This is a genomic window from Geodermatophilus sp. SYSU D01119 (genome assembly GCF_054049975.1).
Genome location: NZ_JBJGYL010000004.1, coordinates 1 through 19545 on the forward strand (window position 1 = coordinate 1; position 19545 = coordinate 19545).

Sequence of the window (19545 nt, forward strand, 5' to 3'; positions counted from 1 at the left end):
GGGCGCCGCCCGGCGGCGGTCCCCCCGGACCGCCCCGGGCCCGCCGCGCCCCCCCCGCGGCCGCCCCCCCCCCCCCCCCCCCCACACGGCGAGGCCGGTGCGCGCCGGACGGACGGCGGTCGCGCCGCGCCGGACGGACGGCGGCGGGGCCGGTGGGGAACGGCGGCGGGGCCGGGCCGGACGCCGGGCGGTCAGGCGGCGGAGCGGCGGCGGGGGAGCCGCTCCCGCAGCCGGTCCGCGAGCCCGCCGCCCAGGGAGTCGGCCAGCGAGGCCGGCCACAGCAGCGCCCGCAGTCGCACCCGCGCCGGCACCGCGGCGGACAGCCCCCGCCGCGCGGCCCGGAGCGCCTCGGCGGCGGTCGGATCGCCCGGCGCCGCGCCGGGGCGGCCGTAGCTGGCCGTCTCCTCCGCGCGGGCCAGCCGCTCGACCGCCCCGGCCGCGCCCGGCGAGCCCGCCCGGTGCGCGCCGGCCGCGCCCTCCAGCGTCCGGGCGAGGCCCGCGGCCTGCTGCCGCGGCGTGCGTGCCGGGTCCCACGGCAGGCCGAGGTCGCGCGCGGTGGCGGCCAGCTCGTCCCACAGCGCCGCCGGTCCGCCGTCGGCGAGGCGCCGGCGCCGCTGCAGCGCGCGGGCCCCGGCCGGAGCGCCCAGCAGCGCGGCCAGCCCGAGCAGCACGCCGCCGGCGACCAGCACCGGCCGGCCCGAGCCGGTGTCGCGCGATCCCGGCAGGCCCGTCGTGATCCCGCCGCCGTCGACCCGGTCCACCTGCGGCGCGGGCACGACCGGCGCCGGGGCGGGCACCGCCGGGGCGCCGTCCGGCGTCTGCGCGTCCTCCTGCGGGGTCGGCCGCGGCGCCCAGGGCAGCTCGACGGCCCGGTCGGTGTCGATCGGGGTGGGGTCGAACGGGATCCAGCCCAGGTCGTCGAAGTAGACCTCCACCCAGGCGTGCGCGTCGGAGCTGGTGATCAGCCGCTCGCCGCCGGGCTGGATGCGGCCGGGGGTGTAGCCCAGCGCCACCCGCGCCGGGATGCCGGCTTCGCGGACCATCGCCGCCATCGCCCCGGCGTACTGCTCGCAGTACCCCTGCTTGAGCCGCAGGAAGTCGGCGAGGTCGTCGCCGGTGGTGCCCGGCGCGGTGGACAGGCTGTAGACGAAGCCGTTCTCCCGCGAGAACCACCCGTGGATGGAGCGGACGGCGTCGTAGGGCGAGGCGGCGCCGGCGGTCAGCTGCGCGACCAGGTCGGTGACCTCGGGGGCCAGTGGCGGGATCGCGGTGTCGCGCTCGCGCACCGGGTCGTCCGCGCGCAGCGGGGCGGCGGCGCGCAGCTCGTCCTCGGTCGGCCGCGGTTCCACCGCGGTCACCCGGTAGCCGGCCGAGGCGGTGGTGGTGTCGCGGCCGAAGACGGTGCCGGTGACCGGGTCGAACCGCCAGGCCTCGGCGTCGGCGATGTCCACGGTGAGCGGGGAGGTGAGGACCGGCAGGAACCGGTCGTCGTGGCCGACCGCGGTGATCGTGGCCTCCACCGGGCGGCCGTCGCGGCGCCCGGGCAGCGGCGCCAGCGGGTCGGGCTGGGCCACCGACGCCTCGCCGTCGAGGTTGCCGGTGGTCCAGCCCTCCTCGGCGGTGTACCGGTCGAGCGTCACCACGCGCAGGTAGCCGGGGTCGTCGACCGAGGCGTCCACCCGCAGCAGGTCGATCGGTTCGGGGAGGGTGAGCTGCCCCTGCAGCGCGGCGGCCGGGTCCAGCGCCGTCCCGGTGGCGCCCCCGCCGCCGCCCGGGCCGAAGCCCGAGGCCAGCCGCCCCTCGGGAAGGGTGGGGACGACGCTGCCGACGACCAGCGCCGCCACCAGCGCGGCGAGCGCGGTGCCCGCCGCGGCCGCCGAGCCGGGGCCGTGCCCCCGACCCCGGCCCCCGCCGGCCCGGCCGGTGCGCGCGGCCAGCCGCCGCGACTGGTCGGCCCACAGCAGCAGCGCCAGGCCGGCCGCCGGGGCGGCCAGCGCCACCAGCCCGACGTCGCCGGTGACGGTGCTGACCGGCACGCAGAACAGCACCAGCAGGCCGAGCCCGGCCAGCGCCGGCTGCCGCCCGCCGACGGCGACCAGGTCGACGGCGACCGCGACCATCCCCACCAGCAGGACGGTCAGCGCCAGCAGCCCGGTCAGCGGCAGCGCGGGCGTGGCCTGCTCGCGGATCTCCGCCGACCCCGCGGTCAGGACGGCGCCGAGCGAGCCGAGGCTGCGCGGGGTCGGCAGCCACCCGCCGACCGCCCGGGCCGGGGCGAACAGCGCGGTCATCAGGCACGTGAGGGCGGCGAGCTGGCCCAGCGGCACCAGCGGCACACCGGCGGCCGCGGCGCGCGGGGGCAGCACCCGCCCGCCCGACGCCCAGATCCACAGCGCCGGGCCGGCCGCGCGCAGCACCAGGCCGGTGAGCGCGACGACGGCGATCGCGGCGAGGGCGGGCGGCAGCCAGTCGGGGCGGGTGAAGACGGGGAACAGCGCGCACGCGCCGAGCGCGGTGGCGACGGCGGCCGCGGCGGTCGTGCCGCCCTCGCGGCGCAGCGTCCCCTCCGGCCGGCGCGGTGCGGGGCGGCGCGCGACCGGCACCCGCGGCGGCGGGGCGGGTGCCGGGGGAGCGGCCGGCGGCGGGGCGAGCGCGGTCATGCCGGCACCCCGATCCCGCCGGCCCGCAGACCCGTGCTCCGCTGGGCGGCGAGGTCGGCCCAGACCGCCTCCACGCCGCGGCCGGCCCCGGCGACGGCCACCTGCCAGCCCGCGCCGCGCAGCAGCGACGCCGACTCCTCCACCTGCGCGGCCAGGTGTGCGCGCGACGTCGCCGACAGCGACCGGCGGCTGCGCCCGCCCGGGTCGGCCCAGCTGGCGACGTCGAGCAGCACGGCGACGTCGGAGTGCGGGCCCGAGCGCGCGGTGACCAGCTCGGCGAGGTCGTCGGGCGCGACCGCGCCCAGCAGCGCCACGACGGGCCCGTCGCCGGCCACCCGGTGCAGCAGGTCGACGGCGGGCGCGAGCGAGGAGCCGCGCGCGGGGCCGAGCACGGCGAGCCGGTCGAGCAGCTCGGTGGGACCCAGGCCCGCCGCCCCCTCGCCGGGGGTCAGCTCGCCCTCGGCGGTCACCACCCGCAGCACCGCGCCGCGGCGGGCCAGCGAGCCGCCGATGCTGGCCGCGGCCTCGACCAGCCACTCGAGGCTGTCCGGCGGCGGCGCGGGGTCACCGGGCGGGCCGGGGACCGGCGCGGCGGCCGGACCCGGACCGGCGGCCCGGGTGAGCAGGTGGGCGCGCACCCGGGTGTCGAGCAGCAGCGCGGCCTGCGCCCGCCACGGCTTCTCCTCCATGCGCACCATGAGCTCGCCGGTGCGCGCGGTGGCCCGCCAGTGCACCTTGCGCAGGTCGTCGCCGTGCCGGTAGGCGCGGGTGCTCACGTCGTCCTCGCCGTGCACCGCGATCGAGCGGCGGGCGCCCTCCCCGCCGCCGCCGTGCCCGCCGGCCGGCCCGCCGGGGCCCAGCGGCCGCACCCGCGGGACGACCAGCAGCGGCGCGCCGTCGGTGCCGCTGGTGGTGCGCTGCACCAGGCCGAACGGGTCGACCAGCCGCAGCCGCAGCGGGCCGAGCCGGTACCGGCCGCGCCGCCCGCCGTGCACCCGGTAGGGCAGCGCCGCCGTCCGCCCGGCGGGCAGCCGCTCGACGACGAAGCCGGGGGAGCGGCCGGCGCCCTCGGGCAGCTGCTCGGACAGCAGCCACAGCCGGCCGGTGCGCCGGTCGGTGTTGGTGACCTCGAGGAGCACGTCGGCGTCCTCCCCGCGCGGCACGCGGGCGGGGGTGACCGTGCGCCGGACCGCGACGCGGAAGCGCTGCCGGGCCACCAGCACCGCCGAGAGCACCGGCAGCGCCAGCAGGAACACCGCGATCTGCACCAGCGGCCGCTCGCCGAGCAGCGCGCCCAGGGCGAGCAGCGTCAGGCCCGCGGCGACCAGGCAGCGGCCGCGCAGGGTGAGCGAGGTCAGCGCGCTCCGGAGCTGGCCCGCCACCGCTCAGCGCCCGCGCAGCACGGGCACCGAGCCGAGCAGCCCGGTGACCACCTGCTCCGCGGTGCGCCGCGCGGCGGCGGCGTCGGCGGTGAGCAGCAGGCGGTGGGCGAGCACCGGCAGCGCCATGGCCTGGACGTCGTCGGGGAGCACGTGGTCGCGGCCGGCGAGCGCCGCGGCGGCCCGGGCGGTGCGCAGCAATTGCAGGCCCGCCCGCGGCGAGGCGCCCAGCCGCAGGTCGGGGGAGCGGCGGGTGGCCTCGACCAGGGCGACGACGTAGCGGCGGACGGCGTCGGAGACGTGCAGGGTGCCGACGGCGGCCACGAGCGCGCGGACGGTGGCGGCGTCGGCGACCGGCGTCAGCTCGGCGAGCGGGTCGCCGGTGCCGCGGTCGTCGAGCATGGCGACCTCGGCCTCGCGGTCGGGGTAGCCCATGGAGACCCGCGCGGTGAACCGGTCGCGCTGGGCCTCGGGGAGGGGATAGGTGCCCTCCATCTCCACCGGGTTCTGCGTGGCCATCACCAGGAACGGCCGGGCCAGCTCGTAGCTGACGCCGTCCACGGTGACCTGCCGCTCCTCCATGCACTCCAGCAGCGCCGACTGCGTCTTCGGCGAGGCCCGGTTGATCTCGTCGGCGACGACGACGTTGGCGAACACCGCGCCCGGCCGGAACTCGAAGGCGCGCGTCTCCTGGTCGTAGATCGCCACGCCGGTGACGTCGCTGGGCAGCAGGTCGGGGGTGAACTGGATGCGGCGCACGCTGGCGTCGATCGAGGCCGCCAGCGCCTTGGCCAGCGTCGTCTTGCCGGTGCCGGGCACGTCCTCGACGAGCAGGTGGCCCTCGGCGAGCAGCACGACCAGCGCCAGGCGGACGACGTCGGGCTTGCCCTGCACGACCCGGGAGACGTTGGCGGCGATCCGCGCGCCCTCCGCCGCGACGTCGACCGGCAGCCCCGCCGTCCCGTCCGCCGCACGCATGGTGTCGGTCACCCGGCCCACGGTACGTGCCCGCGGGGCGGCGGAGCCGCTCCGCGGACCGCGCCGTCCGCGTCCCGCCCGGCTCCCCACCGGGACGCGCTCCCGGCTCCTCCCGCAGGCCCGCGGGCCGCTCCCGTGCCCCACCGCTCCCCACCGGAGGCCCCACCGCGCCCCACCGGCCGCCCCACCCGCCCCGACCGGCCGCTGACCTGCACGGGGAGGTGTGGGGGGAACCGGTCACGACATGGTGTCGAGTGGTGTCCGGTGGGGCGTAGTGGGTTAGTGTGTGGCGCGGTGGGGAGCCAGGGCCCGTCCCGGGTCCGCGGTGGACACGAGGAGGACCACATGGGGGAGGTGATCCGGTGTTCGTCGGCAGCTACTCGTTGCGGCTCGACGAGAAGGGCCGGCTCGCACTCCCCGTCCGGTTCCGCGAGCAGGTGGCCGACGGCATGGTGATCAAGAAGGGCCAGGAGCGCTGCGTCTACGGCCTCACCATGGCCCGGGTCGCCGAGCAGAGCCGCGCCGCCGCCAGCATGGCCCCCGCCGACACCGCCGAGGCCCGCATGCGCGCCCGGCTGAGCTTCGGCTCGATGGTCGAGGTCGAGCCCGACAAGGCCGGCCGCATCACCATCCCCGCGAGCCTGCGCCAGTACGCCGGCCTCGACCGCGACGTCGTGGTGGTCGGTGTCGACACCCGCTTCGAGATCTGGGACCAGGCCGCGTGGGACGCCTACGAGGCAGAGCAGGAGGCGGTCTTCGCCGCCATGGAGAGCGAGGGGATGCCCACGCTCTCCTGAACCCCGTGCCGCCGGTCGCCCCGGCAGCCGCGCACCGTCGCGAGCCGTCTTCCCCGCGGCTCGACCGGATGCGGCCCGAACCGCCTTCCCCGCGGCTCGGTCCGCCGCAGCGGCACCGCGACCGGCACCCGGCCCCACCCCCCGCGGGGTCCTCCTGACGCACTTCCCCGGCGCCAGGCGGGCCTCGCGGGGGGTGGGGACCCCACTCCACCCCACCCTCCCCACCCGGCCCCACCCGCGGTCGCCGCCCCCGCGCGACCTCCCCGGCTCCCGGCACCCCTCCCCGCGGCCCGCGCCCGCCCCCGGCGCCCCACCGGTCGCGCGGCACGCCCGCCGAGCTCCCCCAGCCGACCCGCTGTCCGCGCCACCATGTGCAGCACGCGCGTCCCGCCGACGCCCGTCCCCGCGCGGGAGCCCGACCCGAGGAGACCGACGATGAGCACGCCCGAGCCACCGCGGCCCGCGCCGCAGGACTCGGCGGCACCGTCCCCGGTGCACGTGCCCGTCCTCCTCGACCGCGTCACCGAGCTGCTCGGCCCCGCCTGCGCCACCGACGGCGCCGTCCTCGTCGACGCCACCCTGGGCCTGGCCGGCCACGCGCTGGCCCTCCTCGGGGCCCACCCCGGCCTGCGGCTGGTCGGCCTCGACCGCGACCCGGACGCCCGCGCGGAGGCCACCGCCCGCATCGCCGCCGCCGGTTCCGCCGACCGCGCCACCCTCGTGCCGGCCGTCTTCGACGAGCTGCCCGACGTCCTCGACCGCCTCGGCATCGACGAGGTGCAGGCGGTGCTCTTCGACCTCGGCGTCAGCTCCCTGCAGCTCGACCGCGCCGACCGCGGCTTCAGCTACGCCACCGACGGCCCGCTGGACATGCGCATGGACCCCGGCGCGCCGCGGACCGCCGCCGACGTGGTCAACACCTACTCCGCCGCCGAGCTCACCCGCGTCCTGCGCGTCTACGGCGAGGAGCGCTTCGCCTCGCGGATCGCCGGCGCCATCGTCCGCGAGCGCGCCCGCGCGCCGTTCACCGGCACCGAGCGGCTCGCCCACCTGGTGCGCGACTCCATCCCCGCCGCCACCCGCCGCACCGGCGGCAACCCCGCCAAGCGGACGTTCCAGGCGCTGCGGATCGAGGTCAACGACGAGCTCGGCGTGCTCCGGCGGGCGCTGCCGGCGGCACTCGACGCCCTCGCCGTGGGCGGGCGCATCGCCGTCATCACCTTCCACTCCCTCGAGGACCGGATCGTCAAGCAGACCCTCGCCGAGCTCGCCACCGACCGGACGCCGCCGGAGCTCCCGGTCCGGCTGCCCGAGTACGGGCCGGTGCTGCGGCTGCTCACCCGTGGCGGCGAGGCCGCCTCGGAGGCCGAGGTCGCCGCCAACCCCCGGGCCGCCTCGGCCCGCGTCCGCGCCGCCGAGCGCATCCGGCGGGCCGCGTGAGCGCCGCGGCCCGCGCGCCCCGCGACGGCGCCGCCCGCGCCGTCCCGCCCGCGCCCCCGAGGACCGCCACGCCGAAGGCGACGTCGAAGGCCCCGACGACGGCGGGGGCTCCGACGACGGCGGGGGCCCCGACGACGGCGAAGGCTCCGACGACGGCGAAGGCCCCGGCGAGGGCGAAGCAGACGACGGCTGCCCCGACGGCGGCCCGGGCCACCACCGGCTCCGGGCACGCCGCCCGCTCGCTGCGCGCCCTGCCCTCGCGGCCGGTGCGCGGCCTGCCCTCCCGGCCGGTCCGCGGCGGGTCCCCCCGCGCCACCGGGCCCGCGCCGCGGGTGCCGGCCGTGCCGGACCTGCGGCTGCTCACCGGCGGGGCGGGCCTCGTCCGCGCCGGCGCCGGCACCCGCCGTGCGCCGTTCGTGCTGCTCGTCGTCGTGCTGCTGGTGGCCACCACCATCGCGCTGCTCGTCCTCAACACCGCGATCGCCGTGAACTCCCTGCAGGCGGGGGAGCTGCGCACCGAGAACGCCGAGAAGGCCGAGGAGGTGCAGGAGCTCGAGCGGCAGGTCGTCCAGGGCGGCGCGCCCGCGCAGCTCGCCGCCGCGGCCGCCGCCGCCGGGCTGGTCCCCGCGGGCGCCGCGGCCTACCTGGTCATCGGCCCCGACGGCACCGCCACCCTGCGCGGCACCCCCGAGCCGGCGCCCGCGCCCGAGACCGCACCGCCCGCCGGGAACGGAGGCTGACCGTGGGTCCGAGCGATCCCCCGCGCGACCGCCGTCGCGACCTCCCGCGCGAGCGGCCCCGCGACCTCGGCCGCGACGGGGCGCCGTATCCCCGCGGCGCCCGCACCCCGCGCGCCGGCGTCCCCCGGGACGGCTCCCGCCCCCGCCCGGCCTCCGTCCCGCGGCCGGTGCCCTCCCGCGACGGCGCACCGCGCGCCGGCGGCCCGCGCGGCGGCGGCCCGCGCGGCGGCGGGGCCGCCCGCTCCGGCGCCTTCGAGCCGCGGCGCCCCGCCGGCCGCCGGCACAGCGGCCGCGCGCTGACCATCGGGCCGGCCCGCCTGTGGTGGGGCCTGGTGCTCGTCGTCGTCCCGCTGCTGGTCGTCACCACCCGGCTGGTGTGGCTGCAGGGCGTCGACGGGTCCGACCTCGCCTACCGCGCCGAGCAGAGCCGCCTGGCCGAGTACCCGCTGTCGGCGCTGCGCGGGGCGATCCTCGACCGCGACGGCAACCCGTTCGCCTACACCGTCGACGCCTCCCGCGTGACCGCCGACCCGCAGGCCGTCGAGGACCCGGAGCGCACCGCGCTCGCGCTCACGGCGCTGCTCGACGTCCCGGTCGACGAGCTCACCGAGCAGCTCAGCGGCGACGGCCGCTACGTCGTGCTGGCCCGCCAGGTGCCGCCGGAGACCGTCGACGCCATCCAGGACCTGGGCCTGGCCGGCGTGCTGTTCGAGGACGACCCCGTGCGGCTGTACCCGACCGGCATGGTCGCCGGGCAGGTCGTCGGGTTCACCGGCCGCGACGGCACCGGCCTCGGCGGCATCGAGCTGCGCTTCGAGGACATCCTCGCCGGCACCGACGGCGACCGGCGGGTGGAGGTCGGCAGCGGCAACAACCCGATCCCCGCGGGCATCGACGAGTCGACGCCGGCCGTCGACGGCAGCACCGTCGAGCTGACCCTCGACCAGGACGTGCAGTTCGTGATGGAGCAGCGGCTCGCGCAGGCCTGCGCCGACGGCGCCACCACCCGCGCCTCCGCGGTCGTGCTCGACGTGCACACCGGCGAGGTCGTGGCCATGGGCTCCTGCCCCGGCTACGACCCCGCGCAGGCCGGCCGCACCGACCCCGAGCTGCTCGGCAACCCCGTCGTCTCCGACGTCTTCGAGCCCGGCTCGGTCATGAAGGCGGTGACGCTGGCCGCCGCGCTCGAGGAGGGCGTGGCCGAGCCGGACACCGTGCTGAACGTCAACGGGCACATCCAGGCCGGCGACGTCGTCGTCACCGACGCCCACGACCACGCGCCGGTGGACTGGACGGTCACCGGCATCCTCGCCAAGTCCAGCAACGTCGGCACGATCATGCTGGCCCGCGAGGTGGGCGACGAGCGCCTGGAGGAGTACCTGCGGGCCTTCGGCGTGGGGGAGGAGACCGGCGTCGAGTTGCCCGGCGAGAGCGCGGGCATCCTGCAGGACTCCGCCGAGTGGACCGAGAGCCGCGCGGCCAACGTGCCGATCGGCCAGGGCGTGTCGGTGACCACGCTGCAGATGGCCTCGGTCTACCAGGCCATCGCCAACGGCGGCGTGCGCATCCCGCCGCGGGTGGTCTCCTCGGTGACCGCGCCCGACGGCACGGTGAGCACGCCCGACGCGCCCGAGCCGGTCCGCGTCGTCAGCGAGCGGACCGCTGACGACCTCGCCTACATGCTCGAGGCCGTCGTCGGCCCCGGCGGCACCGCGCCGCTGGCACAGGTCGAGGGCTACCGCGTGGCCGGCAAGACCGGCACCGCGCAGCGGGCCAACCCGGACTGCAACTGCTACGACGGCGGCGGCTACGTGACGACGTTCGTCGGGTTCGCCCCGGCCGACGACCCGCAGTACGTCGTGGCCGTCGACCTCGAGCGCCCCAGCAGCTCCGCCGAGGGCGGGCAGGTGGCCGCGCCGGTGTTCGCCGACGTCATGCGCCACGTGCTCACCGACGCCGGCGTCGTGCCCTCCGGCACCGCCCGGCCGGAGTTCGCCATCACCCGCGAGGACCTGCCCGGGGCCGCGGCCGGCGCGCCCGCCGGCGACTGACGGCGGCCCCGCCGGCGGCTGACGGCGGGCCCGCCGCGGGCCGGCGCGGGGCCGGGGGCGGGACCGACGCCGGGCCCGGCGCGCGGGGCGCGGGTGCGCGGGGCCGGAGGCGTCCGCCGGTAGATTGGCCCGACGTGACCCCGACCGGAACCGGGTCGGTGCCCCGGCCCCGGGGGACCCGCCCGCAGGCCCTCGCCGCGCTCGCCGACCTCGTCGGCGACCCCGTGCAGGGCGACCCCGCCACCGAGGTCCGCGGCGTGACCCTCGCCTCCACCGAGGTCCGGCCCGGCGACCTCTACGCCGCCCTCCCGGGCGCCCGCACGCACGGCGCCCGCTTCGCCGCCGACGCCGCCGGCCGCGGCGCCGTCGCCGTCCTCACCGACCCGGCCGGCCGCGAGCAGGCCGCCGCCACCGGGCTGCCGGTGTGCGTCGTCGACGACCCCCGCGGCCGCCTCGGCGACGTCGCCGCCCGCGTCTACGGCGAGCCGGCCCGCCGGCTGCCGGTCATCGGCATCACCGGCACCAACGGCAAGACGACGACGAGCTACCTGGTCGAGGCCGGTCTCGCCGCCGCCGGCCGCGGCACCGGGCTCATCGGCACCGTGCAGTCGCGCACCCGCGCCGGCGGCACCGAGACGGCGTTCCCCAGCGTGCGCACCACCCCCGAGGCGCCGGTGCTGCACGCGCTGCTGGCCACGATGGCCGAGTCCGGCGTGGACGCCGTCGTCATGGAGGTCTCCAGCCACGCGCTGGTGCAGAGCCGGGTCGGCGGGGTGACCTTCGCCGCGGCCGGGTTCACCAACCTCAGCCAGGACCACCTCGACTTCCACCGCGACCTCGAGGACTACTTCCAGGCGAAGGCGCTGCTGTTCGACGGCCGCGCCGCGCGCGAGGTCGTCGTCGTCGACGACGACGCCGGCCGCCGGTTGGCCGGGATGCTGGGGGAGCGGGCGGTCACCGTCTCCGCCGACGGCGCCCCCGCGCACTGGACCGCCACCGACGTCGCCCCGGCCCCCGACGGCGGGTCCACCTTCACCGTCAGCGGCCCCGGCGGCTCCTGGCCGGCGAGCGTGCGGCTGCCCGGCCGGTTCAACGTCACCAACGCCGTCCTCGCCGTCGCGCTGCTCGACGCGGTCGGCGTCCCGGTCGCCGAGGCGCTGGCCGGCATCGCCGCGACCGTCGTCCCCGGCCGCATGGAGCCCGTCGACGCGGGGCAGCCGTTCACCGCCGTCGTCGACTACGCGCACACCCCCGACGCCGTCGCCACCGCGCTCGCCGCGCTGCGCGCGTCCACCCGGGGCAGGCTGATCACCGTGCTCGGCTGTGGGGGAGACCGCGACCAGGGGAAGCGACCGGCGATGGGGGCAGCAGCCGTGGCCGGCAGCGACCTGGTGGTCGTCACCGACGACAACCCCCGCTCGGAGGACCCGGCCGCGATCCGCGCCGCCGTCCTCGCCGGGGTGCCCGCCGACCGCCGCGACGCGGTCGAGGAGGTCGGCGACCGCCGTGCCGCGATCGCCCGCGCGGTCGCGCTGGCGCGCCCCGGCGACACCGTCCTGGTGGCCGGGAAGGGACACGAGTCCGGGCAGGAGGTCGCCGGCACGGTGACGCCGTTCGACGACCGCGCCGTGCTCCGCGAGGTGCTCGCCGCGACGACCGCCGGGGCGGCCGGCCGGTGATCGCCCTGTCCCTCGCCGAGGTCGCGCAGGCCGTCGGCGCCGAACTGCCGGGCGCTGCCGTGCCGGCCGACGGCGCCACGGTCACCGCCGTCACCCTCGACTCCCGCGCCGTGACGCCGGGCGCGCTGTTCGTCGCCGTCGCCGGCGAGCGCGTCGACGGGCACGACTACCTCGCCGCCGCCGGCGGCGCCGGGGCCGTCGCCGCGCTCACCACGCGCCCCGGCGGCCCGCTGCCCGCGCTCGTCGTCGACGACACCGTGGCCGCGCTCGGCCGGCTCGCCGCCGAGGTGCACCGCCGGCTCGCCGCCGCCGGGCTGCGGACGGTCGGCCTCACCGGCTCCTCGGGCAAGACCTCCACCAAGGACCTGCTCGGGCAGGTGCTGGCCGTCGCCGGGCCCACGGTCAGCCCGCCCGGCTCGTACAACAACGACATCGGCCTGCCGCTGACCGTCCTCGACGCCGACGAGGGCACCCGCTTCCTCGTGCTCGAGATGGGTGCCCGCGGACTCGGGCACATCGCCCGGCTGTGCGCCGTCGCCCGGCCCGACGTCGGCGTCGTGCTCAACGTCGGCTCCGCGCACCTCGGCGAGTTCGGCTCGGCCGACGTCATCGCCCGGGCCAAGGGCGAGCTCGTCGAGGCGCTGCCGGAGACCGGCACCGCCGTCCTCAACGCCGACGACCCCCGGGTGATCGGGATGGCGCCGCGCACCCGCGCCCGCGTGGTCACCACCGGCCGCGCCGAGGGGGCCGACGTGCGCGCCACCGGCGTCACCCTCGACGACGGCGCCCGCGCCCGGTTCACCCTCCTCGCCGGCGGCGAGGAGCACCCCGTCGCGCTGCAGGTCGTCGGCGAGCACCAGGTGGCCAACGCGCTGTCGGCCGCGGCCGCCGCGCTGGCCCTCGGCATGACGCCGGCCGCCGTCGCCGCGGCCCTGTCGCAGGCCACGCCGCGCAGCCGCTGGCGCATGGAGGTCACCCGCCGGGCCGACGGCGTCACCGTCGTGAACGACGCCTACAACGCCAACCCCGAGTCGATGCGCGCCGCCCTCGCCGCGCTGGCCGGGATGCCGGCCCGCCGCCGGGTCGCCGTCCTCGGCGGGATGGCCGAGCTCGGCCCCGATGCCGGCGCCGAGCACGAGCGGCTGGGCCGCGACGCGGTCGCCGCGGGTGCCGACCTGGTCGTCGCCGTCGGGCCCGATGCGGTAGGAGTAGTCACGGGTGCCACGGCCGCCGGTGCCCGCCACGGGGAGGGCGGCGGGGCGCAGGCCGGGACCACCCCGGGCAGCACCGCCGTCCCGGTGCCCGACCGGGCGGCCGCTCTCGCGTTCCTCTCGGAGGTGCTGGTGCCCGGTGACGTCGTGCTGGTGAAGGCCAGCCGGTCCCACGGGCTGGAGGTCCTCGCCGCGGACCTGCTGGACGCCGGGGCAGGCGCGTGAAGTCCGTCCTCATCGCCGCGGCGTTCGGGCTGGTCATCTCCATCCTCGCCACGCCGCTGGCCGTCCGGGCGTTCCGGCGCCGCGGCTTCGGCCAGGAGATCCGCGACGACGGCCCCGAGTCGCACCTGTCGAAGAAGGGCACGCCCACGATGGGCGGCACCGTCATCGTCGGGGCGACCGTGGCCGGCTACCTGCTCGCCCACCTGTTCCTCATCGGCCAGCCCGGGCGGGGGGTCACCGCCACCGGCCTGCTGCTGCTGTTCCTGATGGTGGGCCTCGGTACCGTCGGGTTCCTCGACGACTACCTCAAGATCCGGCACCGCCGCAGCCTCGGCCTCAACAAGACGGCGAAGCTCGTCGGGCAGCTGGTGGTCGGGCTGACCTTCGCGGTGCTCGCGCTGAACTTCCCTGACGAGGCGGGCGTGACCCCGGCGTCGGAGTCCGTGTCCTACGTCCGCGACATCGAGCCGCTGTTCGTCGGCGCCATCGGCTTCGTGGTGCTGGCCTACCTGTTCATCGCCGGGTTCTCCAACGCCGTCAACCTCACCGACGGCCTCGACGGGCTGGCCGCCGGCTGCTCGGCCATGGTGTTCGGCGCCTACGTCGTCATGAGCTTCTGGCAGTTCACCCACGACTGCGCCGCGGCCGCCGTCGACGGCTGCTACCAGGTGCGCGACCCGCTGGACGTCACGCTCGTGGCCGCCGCGGCGATGGGTGCCTGCCTCGGCTTCCTGTGGTGGAACACCAGCCCCGCGCGGATCTTCATGGGCGACACCGGCTCGCTGGCCCTCGGCGGGCTCATGGCCGGCATCGCGATCGTCACCCGGACCGAGCTGCTGCTCATCGTCCTCGGCGGGCTCTTCGTCGCGGTCACGCTGTCGGTGGTCATCCAGGTGGCCTTCTTCCGCGCCACCCGCCGCCGGGTGTTCCGGATGGCCCCGCTGCACCACCACTTCGAGCTCGCCGGGTGGGCGGAGAACACCGTCATCGTGCGGTTCTGGCTGGTCACCGGCATGGCCGTCGCCTTCGGGCTGGGCCTGTTCTACGCCGACTGGCTGTCCATCACCGGCCTGTGAACGCACCGGCCCGTACCCGGAGGCCGGGCGGGGGACCGGCGCGACACGCGGGGGCGCTGCCGGTCCGGCGCGCCGTCAGCGGCGACGATGGCGGGATGGACGGCCGCACCGAGTCCACCCGCGCCCGCCGCACGCGCCGCAGCGGCGTCCCCGTGGTGTCCGCGGCCCCCGCCGCGCGGCTGCGCCGGCCCGCCTGGCTCGACGGGCCCATGACCAGCTGCCACCTGGTGATCGGCGCGGCCGGGCTGCTGCTGGCCATCGGGCTGGTCATGGTCTTCTCCGCCTCGGCCATCGAGGCCGCGCTGGACGACCAGCCCGCCTGGCGCCCCGGCGTCGACCAGCTCGTCTTCGCCGGCCTCGGGCTGCTCGCCCTGCTCGTGGCCGTGCGCCTGCCGGCCGGGCTGATGCGGCGGTGGTCCTTCGCCGCGCTGTGCGTCGTCACGGTGCTGCTCGTCGCCGTGCTCGTGCCGGGGGTCGGCGTCGAGTACAACGGCTCCCGCGCCTGGATCGACCTCGGCGTCACCGACTTCCAGCCCTCCGAGCTCACCAAGCTCGTCGTCGCGCTGTGGGGCGCGCACGTGCTCGCCTCCCGCGGCCGCAGCCTGACGCTCAAGACGCTGCTCGTGCCGCTGCTGCCGGTGTTCGTGCTCCTCAGCGCGCTGCTCATGCTCGAGCCCGACTTCGGCGCCGTCGTCAGCCTGCTGCTGGTCGTCTCCGGCCTGCTGTGGGCCGGCGGCCTCCCCGCGCGGCTCTGGGGCCTCGGCATCGCGACGGCGGGCACGGTCGGCTACCTGCTGGTGAGCAGCTCGGAGTACCGCTGGGAGCGGGTGACCGCCTTCCTGCACCCCTTCGACGACCCCACCGACACCGGCTTCCAGGCCATCCGCGGTTTCTACGCGCTGGCCAACGGCGGCCTGTGGGGCGTGGGTCTCGGCAACAGCGCCATGAAGTGGAACCTGCTCCCCGAGGCCGAGTCGGACTACATCTTCGCGATCATCGGCGAGGAGCTCGGCTTGCTGGGCTGCCTGGTGGTCGTCACGCTCTACGCGGTGCTGGCCTTCGCCGGCTTCCGCATCGCCAACCGCTCGGCCGACCGCTTCGTGCAGCTGGCCAGCGTGGCCATCACCGTCTGGCTCGTCGGCCAGGCGGCCATGAACATGGGCTACGTGGTGGGGGTCCTCCCGGTCACCGGGGTCACCCTGCCGCTGGTCTCCGCCGGTGGCACCTCGCTGGTGCTCACCCTCTTCGTCGTGGGGATCCTCATCCGCTTCGCCCGATCCGAGCCCGAGGCCATCGAGCACGCCCGCAGCCGCGACCGCGGCCGGCTGGCGCGCTGGCTGCTGCCCGTGCCCGCGCACGCCGTCGACCCGGTCCGCCCGGGCCGCGCCCGCACCTCCCGGGGTCCCGGGGCCGACGCCGTCGACGGCGGCCGCCCCCGCTCCCGCTCCGGTGAGCGCCCGCCGCTGCGCCGCCCCGTCGAGCCGCGCCCCGTGCGCCGGCCCGCCGAGGCCCGCGGCACCGAGCGCCGGGTGCCGCCGCCGCCCGCCCGCCGGCCCGAGCGGGTGCCCGCCCGGCCCGCCGACCGCCCGGGGCGGTCCCGGTGAGCGCCCCCTCGAACCGCCCGCCGAGCGTCGTCCTGGCCGGCGGCGGCACCGGCGGGCACATCGAGCCGATGCTCGCGCTGGCCGACGCGCTGCGCCGCCGCGACCCCGCCCCGCGGATCACCTGCCTGGGCACCGCCCGCGGCATGGAGACCCGGCTGGTGCCCGCGCGCGGCTACGACCTGCGGCTCATCCCGCCCGTCCCGTTGCCGCGCAAGCCCACGCCCGACCTGCTGCGGGTGCCCGGCCGGGTGCGCCGCTCGGTCGCCGACACCCGCGCGCTGCTCACCGAGCTGCAGGCCGACGTCGTCGTCGGGTTCGGCGGGTACGTGGCGCTGCCGGCCTACCTGGCCGCGCGCCGCGCAGGCGTCCCGGTCGTGGTGCACGAGCAGAACGCGCTGCCGGGCCTGGCGAACCGGATCGGCGCGCGGATCGCCGCCCGGGTCGCCGTCACCGTGCCCGGCACGCCGCTGCACCGCGGGGAACACGTCGGCATGCCGCTGCGCACCGCGATCAGCGGCCTCGACCGCGCCGGCCGCCGCGCCGAGGCCCGCGCCGCCTTCGGCCTGGACGCCGACCGGCCCACGCTGCTGGTCTTCGGCGGCTCGCAGGGCGCGGCCTCGCTCAACCGCGCCGCCGTCGCCGCCGCCGACGCGCTGACCGCCGCCGGCGTCCAGGTGCTGCACGCCCGCGGCCCCAAGAACACCGACGTCGAGGTGCCGCCGCGCCCGGCCGGGTCGGCGCCCTACGTCGTCGTCGACTACCTCGAGCGCATGGACCTCGCCTACGCCGCCGCCGACCTGGCGCTGTGCCGCTCCGGCGCGGTGACGGTGGCCGAGCTGTCGGCGGTCGGGCTGCCCGCGGCCTTCGTGCCGTTGCCCATCGGCAACGGCGAGCAGCGGCGCAACGCGCTGCCGGTCGTCGAGGCCGGCGGCGGGCTGGTCGTCGACGACGCGGACCTGTCCCCGCGGTGGATCGAGGCGACCCTGCTGCCGCTGCTCACCGACCCCGCCGCGCTCGCCGGGTACGCCGCCCACGCCGCCGCGGCCGGGGTCCCCGACGCCGACGACCGGCTGGCCGACATCGTCCTGGAGGTGGCCGCCGGTGACCGCTGACGCGACCGCCGCCTGGACCGCGCCCGTCCCCGCCCTCGCCGACCTCGGCGCCGTCCACTTCATCGGCATCGGCGGCGCCGGCATGAGCGGCATCGCCCGGATCCTGCTGGCCCGCGGTGTGCGCGTGTCGGGCAGCGACCGGCGCGACACCCCGACCCTGCTCGCGCTGCGCGCGCTCGGCGCGCGGGTGGAGGTGGGCCACGCCGCCGAGCACCTCGGCGACGCCGACTCGGTCGTCGTCTCCTCGGCCATCCGGGAGGACAACCCCGAGCTCGCCGCCGCCCGCGCCCGCGGCCTGACCGTGCTGCCGCGCGCCGTCGCCCTCGCCGCGGTGATGGCCGGGCGGCGCAGCGTCGCCGTCGCCGGCACCCACGGCAAGACGTCGACCACCTCCATGCTCACCGTCGCCGTCCAGGCGTGCGGCGTCGACGCGTCCTTCGCCATCGGCGGCAACCTCAACGAGTCGGGCAGCAACGCGCACGCGGGGGAGGGCGACGTCTTCGTCGCCGAGGCCGACGAGAGCGACCGCTCGTTCCTGCTGCTCGCGCCGCACGGGGCGATCGTCACCAACGTCGAGGCCGACCACCTGGACAACTACGGCGACCTCGCCGCCGTCGAGGCCGCCTTCGACCGGTTCCTCGGCACCGTGTCGCCCGACGGCTTCGTCGTCGTCTGCGCCGACGACCCCGGCTCCGCGCGGCTGCGCGGCGTGCCCACCCCGGCGCGGCTGCGCACCTACGGCACCGCCGAGGACGCCGACCTGCGCCTGGTCGACCTCGACGTCGGCCCCGAGACCACCGCCTGGACCGCCGTGCTCGACGGCGCCGTCGTCGGGCGGGTGCGCATCCGGGTGCCCGGGGAGCACATGGCCCGCAACAGCGCCGCCGCGCTGCTGGCCGGCCTCGAGCTCGGCCTGCCCGCCGACGGGCTGATCGCCGGGCTGGAGCGCTTCGGCGGGGTGCACCGCCGCTTCGAGCTCAAGGGCACCGCCGCCGGCGTGCGCGTCTACGACGACTACGCCCACCACCCGACCGAGGTGACCGCGCAGCTGCGCGCCGCCCGCGCCGTGGCGGGGGAGGGCCGCGTGGTGGTGGCCTTCCAGCCGCACCTCTACAGCCGGACCCGGGAGTTCGCGACGGCGTTCGGCGAGGCGCTGGGCCTGGCCGACGAGGTCGTGGTGATGGACGTCTACGGCGCCCGCGAGGACCCGGTGCCCGGCGTCACCGGCGCGCTGGTCGCCGACGCCGTGCCGCTGCCGGCCGGGCAGGTGCGCTTCGAGCCGTCCTGGTCGGCGGCCGCGCCGGCGCTCGCCGCCCGCGCCCGCCCCGGCGACCTGGTGATCACCATGGGCGCGGGCAACGTGTCGATGGTCGGCCCCGAGGTGCTCGCCGTGCTGTCCGGCGAAGCCGTGCCGTCCGGGGAGGCCGTCCCCGGCGGGGACGCCGGACGGTGAGCCGCTCCGGCCGGACGACGGCCGACCGGGAGCGCGGCGCGCCGGTCGAGGTCGCCCGGCCGGCCCGCCGCCGGCGGCGCGACAGCCCGCGGGACCGCCGGCGTCGCCGCCTGCTCGGGGCCGCCGCCGCGCTGGTGGTCCTGGCGCTGGCCGGGTGGGCGCTGTGGGCGAGCCCGCTGCTGTCGGTGCGGGAGGTCCGCGTCGACGGCGCCACCACGCTCACCGCCGAGCAGGTGCGCACCGCGGCCGGCGTGGCCGAGGGGACGCCGCTGCTGCGCGTCGACGTCGACGCCGCCGAGGCACGGGTGGCCCGGCTGCCCCAGGTCGCCTCGGTCCAGGTCGCCCGCGGCTGGCCGGGCAGCGTCGTGGTCACGGTGGTCGAGCGGCGGCCGGTCGCCGTCGTCGAGGAGGCCGGCACGCGCTCGCTGGTCGACGCCACGGGCGTGCTGTTCGACACCGTCACCGGCGAGCCGCCCGCCGGCGTCGTGCCCCTCGACGTCCGCGCGCCCGGCCCCGACGACCCGGCCACGCGGGCCGCGCTGGGCGCGCTCGTCGCGCTGCCCGCCGACGTCCGGGACCGGGTCGCGGGGGCCGTGGCCCGCACCGCGGAGGACGTGACGCTGACCCTCGACGACGGCACCGTCGTCGTGTGGGGCGGAGGCGAGGAGGCCGAGGGCAAGGCCGCGGTGCTCGTCGCGCTCCTCGCCCAGGTCGAGGCCGGCGAGCTCGAGCCGGCGGCGACCGTCGACGTCAGCGCCCCGGACGCCGTCGTCCTCCGCTGACGGAGGACCCTCCTGCGCCGGAGCCGTCGCCCTCCGTGCGTGGCCGCCTCCGCACCGCTGATCGCCCGGCGCGGCGCCGACACGCCCGCGTCCGCGACACGCCCGACACGTCCGATCGGTACGGATCCGTCCACGGACCTCCCCGGACCCGGGTCTCGACCTCGGATCGAGGGATCCCACGGGCGGGTCGTCACGGGCTGTGGTGCACATGTGACCACTGGGTCGTGGGAGATCGGTGAGTTCCGGGACTCGCGACACGCCGGTGCGGGGAGGGTGCTTGATGGTCCCGACGCGCCCCACCTAACTTCGACCGCGTCGACCCAGTTGACATAACACTAAGTCTCCACTTGAGGATGAG

Annotated in this window: 14 protein-coding genes; 11 read left to right on the forward strand and 3 right to left on the reverse strand. The window is 78.3% G+C overall.

Features of this window, described 5'->3' with window-relative positions:
• Positions 1 to 191: 191 nt before the first annotated feature.
• The 3 genes from ACI79X_RS03780 to ACI79X_RS03790 are packed head-to-tail and all read right to left on the reverse strand — an operon-like array spanning position 192 to position 5029.
• The gene (locus ACI79X_RS03780) at positions 192 to 2660 is read right to left on the reverse strand and encodes a transglutaminase family protein (protein WP_457024084.1); all 2469 of its coding nucleotides are present in this window, start codon (positions 2658 to 2660) and stop codon (positions 192 to 194) included.
• Positions 2657 to 4042, reverse strand: a complete 1386-nt coding sequence (locus ACI79X_RS03785) for a DUF58 domain-containing protein (protein ID WP_457024085.1) — start codon at positions 4040 to 4042, stop codon at positions 2657 to 2659. Before ACI79X_RS03785 ends, ACI79X_RS03780 begins: the two co-directional genes overlap by 4 nt.
• Before the next feature lie 3 nt (positions 4043 to 4045).
• A complete protein-coding gene (locus ACI79X_RS03790) occupies positions 4046 to 5029 on the reverse strand; it encodes an AAA family ATPase (protein WP_457024086.1) in 984 nt (327 codons plus the stop codon).
• Positions 5030 to 5379: 350 nt separating this feature from the next.
• Between ACI79X_RS03790 and mraZ the strand changes: the two genes are divergently transcribed.
• The 11 genes from mraZ (at position 5380) to ACI79X_RS03845 (ending at position 19187) form a co-directional block, all read left to right on the forward strand.
• A complete protein-coding gene (gene mraZ / locus ACI79X_RS03795; protein WP_457024087.1) occupies positions 5380 to 5814 on the forward strand; it encodes a division/cell wall cluster transcriptional repressor MraZ in 435 nt (144 codons plus the stop codon).
• A gap of 435 nt (positions 5815 to 6249) precedes the next feature.
• The gene (gene rsmH / locus ACI79X_RS03800) at positions 6250 to 7254 is read left to right on the forward strand and encodes a 16S rRNA (cytosine(1402)-N(4))-methyltransferase RsmH (protein ID WP_457024088.1); all 1005 of its coding nucleotides are present in this window, start codon (positions 6250 to 6252) and stop codon (positions 7252 to 7254) included.
• Positions 7251 to 7994 carry a hypothetical protein gene (locus ACI79X_RS03805; protein WP_457024089.1) on the forward strand — a complete coding sequence of 248 codons (744 nt, stop codon included), beginning with the start codon at positions 7251 to 7253 and terminating at the stop codon, positions 7992 to 7994. Before rsmH ends, ACI79X_RS03805 begins: the two co-directional genes overlap by 4 nt.
• Before the next feature lie 2 nt (positions 7995 to 7996).
• A complete protein-coding gene (locus ACI79X_RS03810; RefSeq protein WP_457024090.1) occupies positions 7997 to 10045 on the forward strand; it encodes a peptidoglycan D,D-transpeptidase FtsI family protein in 2049 nt (682 codons plus the stop codon).
• A gap of 134 nt (positions 10046 to 10179) precedes the next feature.
• Entirely contained in the window at positions 10180 to 11724 is a 1545-nt protein-coding gene (locus ACI79X_RS03815; RefSeq protein ID WP_457024091.1) for a UDP-N-acetylmuramoyl-L-alanyl-D-glutamate--2,6-diaminopimelate ligase, read from the forward strand.
• Positions 11721 to 13160 carry a UDP-N-acetylmuramoyl-tripeptide--D-alanyl-D-alanine ligase gene (locus ACI79X_RS03820; protein ID WP_457024092.1) on the forward strand — a complete coding sequence of 480 codons (1440 nt, stop codon included), beginning with the start codon at positions 11721 to 11723 and terminating at the stop codon, positions 13158 to 13160. Before ACI79X_RS03815 ends, ACI79X_RS03820 begins: the two co-directional genes overlap by 4 nt.
• Positions 13157 to 14236, forward strand: coding sequence for a phospho-N-acetylmuramoyl-pentapeptide-transferase (mraY, locus tag ACI79X_RS03825; RefSeq protein WP_457024093.1), 1080 nt, complete (start codon positions 13157 to 13159; stop codon positions 14234 to 14236). Before ACI79X_RS03820 ends, mraY begins: the two co-directional genes overlap by 4 nt.
• 95 nt (positions 14237 to 14331) lie before the next feature.
• Complete coding sequence (ftsW, locus tag ACI79X_RS03830) at positions 14332 to 15840, forward strand: putative lipid II flippase FtsW (protein ID WP_457024094.1); 1509 nt, start codon at positions 14332 to 14334, stop codon at positions 15838 to 15840.
• Positions 15837 to 16952: an undecaprenyldiphospho-muramoylpentapeptide beta-N-acetylglucosaminyltransferase gene (gene murG / locus ACI79X_RS03835; protein ID WP_457024095.1), complete on the forward strand. Its 1116-nt coding sequence runs from the start codon at positions 15837 to 15839 to the stop codon at positions 16950 to 16952. The genes ftsW and murG overlap by 4 nt, the downstream gene beginning before the upstream one ends.
• On the forward strand, positions 16942 to 18405 hold the full coding sequence (murC, locus tag ACI79X_RS03840) for a UDP-N-acetylmuramate--L-alanine ligase (RefSeq protein ID WP_457024096.1): 1464 nt from the start codon (positions 16942 to 16944) through the stop codon (positions 18403 to 18405). Before murG ends, murC begins: the two co-directional genes overlap by 11 nt.
• A complete protein-coding gene (locus tag ACI79X_RS03845; RefSeq protein WP_457024097.1) occupies positions 18402 to 19187 on the forward strand; it encodes a cell division protein FtsQ/DivIB in 786 nt (261 codons plus the stop codon). The genes murC and ACI79X_RS03845 overlap by 4 nt, the downstream gene beginning before the upstream one ends.
• The last annotated feature ends 358 nt before the right edge of the window (positions 19188 to 19545 follow it).